The sequence below is a fragment of the Flavobacterium flavigenum genome, assembly GCF_027111255.2.
GTDB classification, from domain to species: domain Bacteria; phylum Bacteroidota; class Bacteroidia; order Flavobacteriales; family Flavobacteriaceae; genus Flavobacterium; species Flavobacterium flavigenum.
In genome coordinates this window covers 475,496-488,929 of sequence record NZ_CP114285.2, presented here as the reverse complement: position 1 = coordinate 488,929, position 13,434 = coordinate 475,496, and the positions used below count along the sequence as shown (strand labels likewise).

Annotated in this window: 6 protein-coding genes; all 6 read left to right on the top strand. The window is 34.6% G+C overall.

Features of this window, described 5'->3' with window-relative positions; genetic code table 11:
- Window positions 1-24 precede the first annotated feature (24 nt).
- Window positions 25-1,596: a glycoside hydrolase family 28 protein gene (locus OZP09_RS01715; RefSeq protein ID WP_269236208.1), complete on the top strand. Its 1,572-nt coding sequence runs from the start codon at window positions 25-27 to the stop codon at window positions 1,594-1,596.
- 1 nt (window position 1,597) lies between these two features.
- Window positions 1,598-3,418, top strand: coding sequence for a metallophosphoesterase family protein (locus OZP09_RS01710; RefSeq protein WP_281310170.1), 1,821 nt, complete (start codon window positions 1,598-1,600; stop codon window positions 3,416-3,418).
- Window positions 3,419-3,470: 52 nt separating this feature from the next.
- Entirely contained in the window at window positions 3,471-7,508 is a 4,038-nt protein-coding gene (locus tag OZP09_RS01705) for a hybrid sensor histidine kinase/response regulator (RefSeq protein ID WP_281310169.1), read from the top strand.
- A 243-nt stretch (window positions 7,509-7,751) separates the two neighbouring features.
- Window positions 7,752-8,624 (top strand): inositol oxygenase, encoded by an 873-nt coding sequence (locus OZP09_RS01700; RefSeq protein ID WP_223678405.1) that lies wholly within the window; start codon window positions 7,752-7,754, stop codon window positions 8,622-8,624.
- 247 nt (window positions 8,625-8,871) lie between these two features.
- Window positions 8,872-12,012: a beta-galactosidase, LacZ type gene (gene lacZ / locus OZP09_RS01695; RefSeq protein WP_269236202.1), complete on the top strand. Its 3,141-nt coding sequence runs from the start codon at window positions 8,872-8,874 to the stop codon at window positions 12,010-12,012.
- Between the two features lie 227 nt (window positions 12,013-12,239).
- The gene (locus tag OZP09_RS01690; protein WP_269236201.1) at window positions 12,240-13,388 is read left to right on the top strand and encodes an acyltransferase family protein; all 1,149 of its coding nucleotides are present in this window, start codon (window positions 12,240-12,242) and stop codon (window positions 13,386-13,388) included.
- Window positions 13,389-13,434: the final 46 nt, after the last annotated feature.

Genomic DNA, 13,434 nt, shown 5'->3' with positions numbered 1-13,434 from the left:
TATTTAAATACTAAAAGAATAATAATGTCAAAAATTAAACTAAAACTGTTTTTTATTGCCTTGATAATCAATCTTTTTTCATTTGGTTTTAAATCAAATGCGCAAAAACCTCAAAAAGATTTTTTAATCACCAGTTACGGTGCAAAATCAGACGGAAAAACGATTAATACTATTGCAGTCCAAAAAGCAGTTGATGCCGCTTTTAAAAATAAAGGCGGACGTGTAGTTTTTCCAAAAGGGAATTTTTTATCCGGAAGTATTATCTTAAAAAGCAATGTGACCCTGTATTTTGAAGAAGGTTCCATCCTGCTCGGAAGTACAAATCCGAAAGATTATCCCAATATGACTTTTGAAGGAAGACCAGATTCTCCTAAAAAAGACGACAACTCTCAAATGGCTTTGATTATTGCCCATAAAGCCAAAAACATTGCACTTAAAGGAAAAGGAACTATTGATGGTCAGGGTTTACAACTGGCTTTAAATATTGACAGTCTTCATCATGCTGGTATTACAGTAGATCCAAAATACAGCCTTCGCAGAAACAGGCCAAGTGAAACCATGCGTCCAAAATTATTTCGTTTCTCACAATGCGAATCTATTCTAATCGAAGGACTTAAAGCGGGTGAAGCTTCCTGTTGGGGATTATCGTTCGAGTTATGTCACAATCTTGTTTTGGATAACCTTAAAATTGTAAATCGTTCGTACTGGAACAATGACGGAATTGATATTACAGATTGTAAAAATGTCAGGGTAACCAATTGCGATATCGACGCTGCAGATGACGGAATTTGCTTAAAATCATACTATCCCGGATTTTATAATGACTCGGTTTACATAGCCAATAACACGATTAGATCAAGTGCCAGTGCAGTAAAATTCGGAAGTGCATCTTTTGGCGGATTCAAAAATGTAATCATTAAAGACATTAAAGTTTATGATACGTTTCGTTCTGCCATTGCAATAGAATCTGTTGATGGTGCTTTTATAGAAAATATTGACGTATCAAATATAAATGCTGTCAATACAGGTAATGCTGTTTTTATACGTTTAGGAAATCGAACTGGTGATAAACCCGGAAGTGTAAAAAATGTTAGCATAAAAAACATAAAAGTGCAAGTACCTTTTGATCGTCCGGACATTAACTATGACCTGAGAGGTCCGGAAGTTGATTTCTTTCATAATCCTTTCCCGTCCTCTATCGTGGGACTCAAAGGACATAATATCGAAAATGTAGTTTTAGAAAATATCGAAATCAATTATCCCGGAAGATCCTCTAAAGGAATGGCGTATATTCCGCTAAACCGATTGCATCAGGTTCCCGAAGCAGTTCAGGATTATCCTGAATTTTCTATGTTTGGAGAACTGCCGGCTTATGGATTATATGTGAGACATGCCAACGGAATAACGCTGAAAAATATTAAACTGACATTAGACGATGCTGATTTCAGGCCTGCATTTGTGTTTGATGATGTTCAGAATATCAATATGCAGGAAATAAATTTTCCGGAGGCCAAACACAAACAGATTGTTTTGAAAAATGTAACTTCAGCAACGCTGGAAAATCAGCTATTAAAACAAACTACAGAAGTTAAATAATATGTCAAGAATACTCATTTTTATACTGTTTTTTCTATCATTGTCGGCTTGTAAATCACAACAGACAAAAATAAAAGATGTGCAGATTGCATTTATAGCCGATGCACATTTACAGGATATTTTTGCAAAATTTGAAGACAATGATTATCAGGGAATCCAAAATCCTGAAACGGGAGAATATGCCAATATCAGGACGATGAATTCCCAATTACATTCAACCCGAATATTCAACGAAAATTATTTTGCCTTTCTGGAAGCCTTAAATGACATTGCAAAAAGAGGAATAAAACAGGTTGCACTTCCCGGAGATTTCAGTGATGACGGTCAGCCCGTTCATGTGAGAGGGCTTAGAAAAATTTTAAATCAATATTCTGAAAAATACGGCATATCCTTTTTCGTAACCACCGGAAACCATGATGTTGTAAAACCTTTTGCTCAGGATGCCATTAAAACTGATTTTTTAGGAAAAGACGGTAAAGAACAAATTATCAGCAGTTCAAAAAACAACCTGCCTAAATATGAGCTGGAGCCAATCATTACCGCTGATATTAAAAACTGGGGATACAAGGAAACCATAAATGAAATGCAGGCTTTCGGGTTTTTTCCACAAAAAAAATATTTATATTGGGAAACTCCTTTTTCAGATTATAAATATGAAGATTATAGTTATGAAAAAGCTTTGGCTGAATCAGATTTAGAAAAAAGAAAGTATCCTGTAAAAAATACTAATTTATTTCTTCCTGATGCGAGTTATCTCGTTGAACCTGTAAAAGGAGTATGGCTTCTGGCAATTGATGCCAATGCTTATGTTCCGAATGAAAAACTATCAGGCAAACCCAATGATCCTAATGATTTTTCCGGTGCAAATATCGGTTACAACAATGTGCTCATTTATAAAAATCATTTGATTGAATGGATCAAAAAGGTTGCTGCTGAGGCAAAACAAAAAGGAAAAACCTTAATTGCCTTCAGTCATTATCCGATGATTGATTTCAATGATGATGCATCTCCCGAATTAAAATCGCTTTTTGGTCCGAAAAAAATGCAATTATCAAGGGTTCCAAATGAAGAGGTAGCCCAAATATTTGCCGATGCAGGAGTTCAGGTTCATTTTGGCGGACATATGCACATCAATGACACAGGAGTCCGGACTACAGCAAAAGGGAATACATTATTTAATATCCAGACTCCTTCTTTGGCGGCTTATATGCCAGGCTATAAAATACTTACAATACATCCTGATACTGTTCTTGAAATCGAAACTGTGGTAATCAACAAAGTTTCAAAATTTAATAGTTTGTTTCCTTTTTATAAACAGGAATATGCACATTTAGAGCAGATAAAAAACGATGCTATTTGGAACAAAGAAATACTTAATACAAAAGATTATGAGGGATTTACAAAATGGCATTTAAAGGAATTAGTCAGGTTAAGATTTTTGCCTGAAGATTTCCCTTTAGAATTTTCTGCATCACTTTTAAAACTTTCAGGAGTGGATTTGGCGTATATAAATAAAAACAATGCAGAAGTTGAGGCAGCGATGAAAGCAAATTCTTTAAAAGCAAAAGATTTTGAATCCTTGACAGGCTTTGATATGATTTTTGATTTCTACAGATTAAAAAATGCCGATGAGTTAGCAATTCCTGAGATAGGAGCCAATCGACTGAAACAATACAAAATAGTCTGCGCACAATTAGAAAAATCTAATAATGAAAAAATGGTTTTATGGGCAAAAATATTTCTGAAAACTATGAATGGAAAACCGTCAAATCATTTTAAGATTAGCTTAAAAACCAATCAGATTCAACGCATATATCCTTAAATTTATTAACTTTATCTTAACCGAAACATAAGCAGTATTTATAATTCATTATATGAGAAAAAATTCTTTCATACTACTTCTCAGCTTCCTCTTTTTTTATTATGCACATTCGCAGAATATAAAATTCACACATTATAATGACAACAATGGATTGTCTCATAATTCTGTTCGGCATATAGTGCAGGATAAAAAAGGCTTTTTGTGGTTTGGAACTTTTTTTGGGTTAAACCGATTCGATGGTTATCAGTTCAAAAACTACCTGAGTTCATCACCCGGTAATAACAGATTGTATAATGACGACATAACGGCGCTAAGATTAGATGAATCTTCGAATCATTTATGGATCGGAACCAGAAAAGGACTCACGCTTTTTAAAATGGATACTCATGCTTTTGTGACTTTCCTGCCTAAAAAAAATGACCCAAACAGTATTCCCGAAGGCGAAATCAGGTCTGTGTATGTTGATAAGTTCAAAAGAGTGTGGGTAGGGACTAAAAATCAGGGACTCTACATGTTCTTTTTGAAAGAAAACAGATTTGAAAAAATCCCAATTAAAGGTTTTGACTACGTAAAAGAAATATTTGAAGACAAAAAGGGAAATATCTGGGTTGGAAGTTATGATAAAGGATCTGTTGCCAAAATTACTTTAGATAGCAAAGGAGCTATTATAAGAATGAACAACTACACACTTTCGGTACCACATTCGAATGAGAAAAACCCATACATCAATTTTATTTATGAAGATGCTAAAGCAGACATATTTGTCGGAACACGAAGAGGACTATATAAATTAAATAAGAAAAACGATGAATTTGTAAATTTATATATTGAAAATAAAGAAATCAGAGGGAGCTTAGGACCTTATTTTTTATCGGTTGCCAAAGCCCCGGATGGTAAATATTGGGTAGGAACACTTGGCGGATTGTTAGTTTGTAAACAATTGGAAGACATTCAGAAAGGCGATTATAAATGGTATTATTCTATATTGTCTGATGATACTTCTATCGTTGATAATTTGGTTTCGGCCCTGTATTTTGATCGCTCAGGCGTTTTGTGGATTGGTACTGAAGACGGACTTGACAAATTTGATCCGTATGAAAACCAATTTACACTCAATAAAGATATTTCCCGTTACATCGGTAATCAGGCGCCCCGAATAAGAGGTTTTTCCAAAACGTATGACGGAAAAGTAATTGTTGCAACGAGTCATAACGGACTTTTTATTTCAAGTGCAAAAGGTTTTGTGCCCTTATACAACAAATCGATTGATATATCCAGCATTTATTCTGAAGATGGCAAAACTTTTTATTGCGGACTCTGGGATGGCAGATTGATGGTGTATAATTACACTGTCAATGCATCACAAGAGGTGAATCTTGGTTTTGACACTTCGCCAATATTTGCTTTTGGAAAAATTGGAACAGAATCTTTGATGATAGGTTCATTTGGTGAAGGAGCAGTTATATTAAATACAAAAACACTTCAGGTTCAGACTTCGAAAGGAAAATTATTGCCTGGTTACCAAATCAACTCAATTGAAAAAGATTCTCAAAATAACGTGTGGTTTGCTACAGAAACGGGTGTTGTAAAATACAATCCTGTTTCAAATAAATTAGAAACCTACAAATCCCTTTCTAAAAGGGAAAATAGTATGACTAACGAAGATAACGTTAGTGATATTATGATTGACAAGAAAGGTAAAATATGGGCTTCAACACGTTTTGGATTATGTATCTATGATGCTAAAAAGAACACATTTACAACCATAAAAAACTTTAAGGAAACTTCCGGTATATGGATTACAGATATGTTATCTGATGCAAACGGAAATTTATGGCTCAATATCAACAATAATAGTATTGCCTGGGTAAAGTCTGATCTGAAAGACATCAATATTTATCATGTAAACAGTGGTAACAGGCTGGATGTTTTTAGTTCAAGCGGCTTTTTCAATTTTAATAATTCAACAATTTTTCTTGGTGGTAAAAATGGTATCATTACATTTTCAACAAAAAACATGAAGAGAAACAACTGGTCGCCAGAACCTGTTATCAGCGAATTCAAGATTCAGAATGAAGAGATTCTTCCTGAAATGGAAATTAATGGAGACATTCCGCTTTCACAGGATTTAAATTATGCGAAAAAAGTAGAACTGAGTTACAAAAACCGTAACTTCTCTCTTCAGTTTTCTACACCTTCGTTTGCCAATGAAAAACTAAATAAATTTCAGTATATGCTGGAAGGTTTTGACAAGCAATGGATTACGGCAAACAGTAACTCAAGAACAGTTCAGTATACCAATCTCTATCCCGGAAAATATATTTTCAAAATAAAATCCAGTAACAGCGATGGTCATTGGAGCAAAGAGGTTTCCTATGAAATCAGGATACTGCCGCCGTTTTGGTTAACGCCAATATCTTTCTTACTGATTTTTATAGCATTGTTTTTCATTTTTTATTTTATAAGAAAGGAAATAAAAAACCGTATCCGTCTGAAACAGGAACTGCTTACCGAAAAAGTAAACAGGGAACATGATATTAAACTGAATAACGAAAAACTTCGATTTTTCACTAACATTTCGCACGAACTAAGAACACCGTTAACGCTTATTTTAGGTCCGGCTAAGCAATTACTGGACGAAAACACTAATGCCAGCGATTATGAAAAAAGCAGGTATAATCTTATTTATCAAAATGCCAGCAGGCTTTTAAATCTGGTAAATCAGGTTCTTGATTTTAGAAAAGCTCAGTCTGGCGAATTAAAGCTTAAGGTTACAAAAACGGATATTTTAAGCTATTCGAAAAACATTTTTGATTCTTTCAAAGAAATGGCTTTCAACAAAAAAATCAAGTTGAATTTTATTGCCGAAGCAGAAGCTATTGAAGGCTGGATTGACAATGACAAGTATGACAAAATCCTGTACAATCTGTTATCCAATGCTTTGAAGTTTACCAATAAATACGGAAACGTAGATCTATTCATCAGGCTAAAAAACAATACGGATGAAATTCTGGTTATTGAAGTGATAGATGATGGTATCGGAATCCCGCCGAAAAGCCAGGAAAAAATTTTCAAACGATTTTATCAGGCTTCTAATAGTAAGGCACATAATACGGGATCTGGTATTGGTTTATCATTGGTAAAATCATTAGTAGCCATTCATAAAGGATCTATTAGTGTAGAAAGTGCGCTCGGAAAAGGAAGTGCCTTCAGGGTTGAAATTCCGATTGACCGTGTTTCTTATGAAACGAAGGAAGTTTTTGAATATGCTTTGAAAAATGATAATCTAAGCATGCTGATTCCGGAAAAAGCAGCAAAGAAAACAATTCAGAATACAGAACTGAAACAAAAAATACTGGTTATTGAGGATAATACTGAACTTAGAAAGTATCTGGTAGACTTTTTATCCGATTATTACAAAGTGTATGATGCCGAAAATGGAGAGGAAGGTCTTAAAATTTGCCGCCAAATTAAACCAATCTTATGCGTTGCCGATGTAATGATGCCGGTTATGGACGGACTCGAATTTTGTAAAGAGCTAAAGAATGATGAGTTTATCAGCCATATTCCGGTTGTACTGCTTACCGCACTTGGCGAAAATGTCGATAAGGTTAAAGGATACGAAATTGGGGCTGATGGTTATCTGGTAAAACCTTTTGAACCTACATTACTGAAATCGGTTATAGAAAATGTTATTAAATCACGATTAGACCTTAAAGCAAAATTTTCCGGAGAAGTAGAAAGCAAAGTAAGCTTACTTACACATTCACCAATTGACGAAGAGTTTATGGAAAAAATTACTGCTTTAATTAATGATAATCTTAGTGAATTAGATTTGTCAACAGAATTTTTGTGTGACAAACTAGGCGTAAGTTCGTCTAAATTGTACCGAAAAATCAAAGAACTGACCGATCTCGCTCCAAATGAATTTATTCGTACCATTCGTTTAAAAAAATCAGCCGAACTTTTAAAAACAAAGAAATACAACGTTTCTGAAGTCACGAATATGATTGGATTCAATGATCCGTTATATTTCAGCAGATGCTTTAAAAAGCAGTTTGGTTTTCCTCCAAGTAAACTTATCAATTAATATAAATTTCAATTTTTTAAATTCCAAATTCCAACTGCATACTAAGTTGGAATTTGGAATTTATTTTTTAAATACTCTGAAAATGAGAATTTGGAATTTCAGTAAAGGAATTTTGATTTTTCAGGAATTACACATGTAATATTCTTACACAATTAAATTCTATCCATATTTTTGATGTATTAGTCCATTTTGAAATCTATATGTAATTCTATTTTTGTCTTATAACTTTTAATTTATAATCGCATGAAAAAGCATATAGACACAGATAATCCGTTGCATAATTTAGATGAATGGGAAGATGATTTGCTATTACGCTATCCGGATCCATCTGAACCTGTAAAAGAAAAAGAGGAGTTTAGAAATTATGTAGATTCTGAAAGAGTAGAAACGGTTAGGGAATTTTACAGAATAAATCATACGTATCAGACTTACGATTTTGTTTGCAGCAAAGAGCAGGAATTTTTGCAGTTCAATAAAAAACAAATGTCAATTTGGGAAGCAGTAGATTTTTTGAATACACTTGTTGACGATAGCGACCCGGATATTGATTTGGATCAGACACAGCATCTATTGCAGACTTCTGAGGCAATCAGGGCAGATGGTCATCCGGACTGGTTTGTACTTACCGGATTTATACATGATTTGGGTAAAATATTATGTTTATTCGGAGAACCACAATGGGCAGTAGTAGGAGATACTTTTCCTGTAGGCTGTGCCTATTCAGATAAAATTGTTTATTCTGAGTTTTTCAAAGACAATCCTGATTATACAGATGAAAGGTTCAATACTAAATTTGGTGTTTACACCGAAAATTGCGGACTGGATAATGTAAAAATGAGCTGGGGACATGATGAATATTTGTACCAGATCATGAAAGATTATTTACCTGAGCCTGCTTTATATATGATTCGCTACCATTCATTTTATTCGCAGCATAAAGAAAATGCTTATGCACATTTGATGAATGAAAAAGATATCGAAATGTTTGACTGGGTAAGAAAATTTAATCCATACGATTTATATACAAAAGCGCCTGTTAAACCGGACGTAAAAGCATTATTGCCATACTACAAAGAATTAGTAGCTAAATATTTGCCGGAAAAACTGAATTTTTAACCAATGTTGTTTATTCTTTAAATATATGCTTTCATATATTGAATTATTGAATAGTTGTAACGTCTAATAAAAATTAACACATAGAGACATAGATTTTTTTGATAAAAAAGAATATCAAAAGAAACTAGTTTCTGACACATAGCTATGTTTTTTGTAAATAAGTGAAACGCCTTTTTTAGATTGCAAAGAGCTATGTTACTATGTGTTAAATTAGTTTAAGTCATCGGAGGATTAAAAATAAAATTAAATGCAAAAAATCAAAACGAAAATATTTTTGTTTGGTCTGTTAGTGATTTTTGTTTCAGGTGCTGTAGGACAGGAAAAAGACAGAAATGACTGGGAGAATCCAGAGGTGTTTCAGATTAACAGAGAACCGGCACGAGCGTCTTTTCTCCCTTATGCAGACGAACCATCTGCCATAAGTGATAAATATGAAAATTCACCATGGTATTTTTCCCTGAATGGTAAATGGAAATTTTCCTGGTCCCCAACACCCGATCAAAGACCAAAAGACTTTTACAAAACAGATTTCAGCACGCTGCACTGGAACGAGCTTCAGGTGCCATCCAACTGGGAACTGCACGGTTATGGTGTGCCAATTTATACCAATATTACGTATCCTTTCGAAAAAAATCCGCCATTTATCAATCATTGGGATAATCCGGTAGGTTCTTATAAAAGAAGTTTTGTACTTCCTGATAACTGGAAAGGAAGACATGTATATCTTCATTTTGAAGCAGGAACGTCAGCAATGTATATTTGGGTAAACGGTGAAAAAGTAGGATATACGGAAAACACTAAAAGTCCGGCCGAATTTGATATTTCGAAATACCTGAAACCAGGCAAAAATGATCTTGCTGTTGAAGTTTACAGATGGAGTGATGGTTCTTATCTGGAAGATCAGGATTTCTGGAGGCTTTCCGGTATAGACAGAAATGTGTATTTGTATAGTACCAATGATATTCGAATTGCCGATTTTTTTGCAAAACCTGATTTAGATTCCAATTACAAAAATGGAAGCCTGAATGTTGAAGTAAGTTTAAAAAATCTGACTTCTTCGGCTATAAACAATCAAAAACTAACTGCCAGACTGGTTGATGCATCTGGCGCAACTGTTTTCGTTAAAGAATTGCCAGTAAATTTTGCTGCAAATAAAACCCAGACAGTAAATTTTTCTCAAAAAGTTTCAGCTCCAAAATTATGGAGCAGCGAAAATCCTAACTTGTACACTTTAGTTTTGACGCTTAAAAATGCAAAAGGCAATATTGTAGAGACAACTTCTACCCAGATTGGCTTTAGAAAAGTAGAATTAAAAGGAGGACAATTATTGGTTAACGGAGTCAGATTAATGGTTCATGGAGTTAACATTCATGAACACAATCCTGAAACCGGACATTATCAGGATGAAGCGACTATGATGAAAGATATTAAGATGATGAAGCAGCTTAATATCAATTCGGTTCGCTGTAGCCATTATCCAAATAATATTTTGTGGGTAAAACTTTGTAACAAATACGGCTTATTTCTGGTGGATGAAGCCAATATAGAAAGTCACGGAATGGGAGTTGAAGGACAGCCTCTAAAGTGGATGAACCCAAAAACGAATCTGGGCTATCTTCCGGAATGGAGAGAAGCTCATCTGGACAGAATTTATAGTCTTGTAGAAAGAGATAAAAATGCTCCATCGGTAATTATCTGGTCATTAGGAAACGAAAGTGCCAACGGACCTGTATTTCACGAAGCATACAAATGGATAAAAAAGAGAGACAATACCCGTTTGGTTCAGTTTGAACAGGCTAAAGAAAATGAAAATACCGATATTGTCTGTCCAATGTATCCAACAATAGAATACATGAAGGAATATGCGGCACGTAAAGAAGTTACACGCCCGTATATCATGTGTGAGTATTCGCATGCGATGGGTAACAGCAGCGGAAATTTTCAGGAATACTGGGATATTATCCGCGGAAGCAAAAACATGCAGGGCGGTTTTATCTGGGACTGGGTAGATCAGGGTTTCAAAATGAAAGATGAAGCAGGCCGCGAATACTGGACTTATGGAGGAGACATGGGCAGCCAGAATTATCTCAATGACGAAAATTTCTGCCATAATGGATTGGTATTTCCAGACAGAACGCCGCATCCGGGAGCTTTTGAAGTGAAAAAAGTCTATCAGGATATTTTATTTAAAGCCGTTGATATCAAAAACGGAATCATTGAAATTAATAACGACTTCGGATTCACAAATCTGAACAAATACAATTTTAGATATGAAGTTTTAGAAAACGGAAAAGTAATTAAAGAAGGAACTTTCAATATAGCTTTAGATCCTAAAACGAAAAAACAATTTAAAATTGATTTACCAAAATTAGAATCAAAAGAAGGAACTGAATATTTATTGAATGTTTTTGCTACAACTAAAACAGGTTCAGAATTATTGCCAGAGAATTTTGAAGTTGCCAAAGAGCAATTTGTTATCGAAGACGGGAACTACTTTACAAAATCTGAAAAAGTAAATACGGCAAAAGTTCAGGATGAAAAAGAGGAGTTTGTTTTGACTTCAGATGATACTACAGTTAAAATCAGCAAGAAAACCGGATTGATTTCATATTACAGTTTAAAAGGCGAAGAATATTTTAAAGAATTTCCTGAACCAAATTTCTGGAGGGCACCAACCGATAATGATATCGGAAATAAAATGCAGATTCGAACGAATGTCTGGAGAACTGCCGGAAAAAATATGTCGTTAGAAAGCATTCAGCAAATTGAAGAAGCCGGAAAAAACTATATCGTTGCGAAATTAAAACTGAACGACGTTGCATCGCATTACACGATCAGATATGCATTAGGGATTGATGGGGCTTTAGAGATTCAGGCATCTTATAAAAAAGGAAATAATCCGGTTCCGGAGTTGCCGCGTTTCGGGATGATTTTCACTTTGAAAAATACTTTAGAAAACCTGGATTATTACGGAAGGGGACCTTTAGAAAATTATCCTGACAGAAAAACGGCATCGCTAAAAGGAATTTATACGAGTAAAGTTGCAGATCAATACGTGCCTTACACACGACCACAGGAAAACGGATATAAAACTGATGTTCGCTGGTTTACACTTTCAGGTAATAATGGAAAAGGCCTCGAAATAAAAGGGCTTCAGCCTTTGGCAATCAGTACACTGAATAATTATCCTGCTGATTTTGATGGCGGAATTTCTAAAAAGAATATTCACTCCAGCGATATTACGCCAAGAGAAGAAGTTGTGGTTTGTGTTGACTTAACACAGAGAGGGTTAGGAGGTGATAACAGTTGGGGATTGCCACCGCATCCACAATACCAGCTGACACAAGATGAATATAGTTACGGTTTTGTTATTAAGCCAATAAAATAATAAGCGAAATAATTTAAGCCATTAAATTTTTGCCCCGTTTAATGCTTAAGTATTTCACTTTACATTCAATCACGTTCCTTTTATATGAACGTGGTTGTTGTAAAAAAATGACTTCTATGCTTTTGTAAAGAATGTTATAAACCAATAATTACATATAAATCAGAAAAATAAGTTGATTCTCAGTGAAGGAATCGGCAGTTAAAATATGCTTTAAAAATAAATCCGGTATGAACAAAATTACTACAAATAACAGATTAATTTCTTTAGACGTTCTAAGAGGATTTGTTATGTTTTGGATTATGAGCGGCGAACATATTATTCACGCTTTGGCCAAAGCTGCCCCAATTCCGGTTTTTGTATGGATGTCCTCACAAATGCATCATACAGACTGGGATGGTATTACATTTTATGATATGATCTTCCCTGTTTTTTTATTCGTTGCAGGGGTTTCAATGCCGTATTCCTTCGATAAAAAAATCAAGCTGGCAGGAGTGACGGAGGCAAGTGAACTTCCATCAAAAGAAAAGAAAAAAATATACCTGTCCATGCTGAAAAGGACTTGCATTCTGGTATTCCTTGGATTTGTAGTCAACGGATTATTGCGTTTTGATGGATATGAGCAAACGCGTTTTGCCAGTGTATTAGGGCGCATCGGGATCGCCTGGTTTTTTGCAGGACTGATTTATTTAAACTTTGATTTGAAGAAACAAATCATCTGGTTTGCAGCAATTCTGATTGGTTATTATTTAGCCATGAAATTAATACCAGTTCCGGGATTCGGTGCAGGCAATTTAACAGCAGAGGGTTCACTGGAAGGATATATTGACCGACTTTTTCTTCCGGGAAGGCTGCATAGTAAGGTATATGACCCTGAAGGGATATTCTCGACAATACCGGCTGTTTCAACGGCTTTGTTGGGAGTGTTTTTAGGAACGTTTTTAAAATCAGAACACGCTTATTATACCATAAAAAACAAAATAGTAATCATGACCGGTTCAGCTATTGTGCTGATTATAATAGGTCTTCTTTGGGATTTTGATTTCCCAATTAACAAGCACTTATGGACAAGCTCGTTTGTTTGTTTTGTTGGTGGCTTCAGTATTTTGTTTTTCCTGTTTTTTTATATACTAATAGATGTATTAGGTTTTAAAAAATGGGCATTTCCACTCCTTTTAATTGGTTCAAATTCTATTTTAATTTATATGGCTTCTGAAGGTATGGTTAATTTTAAGCATACTGCAGATTATGTATTTGGAGGACTTATTAAATTTGGATCACTTGTATGGCAGCCCGTATTTGCAACCATGTCAGTAACATTTGTACAGCTCATTTTACTTTACTTTTTATATAAGAAAAAATGGTTTTTAAAAATTTAAACCAAATCATTACCAAAAACTAACAACCACTAGCTATCAACCAAAA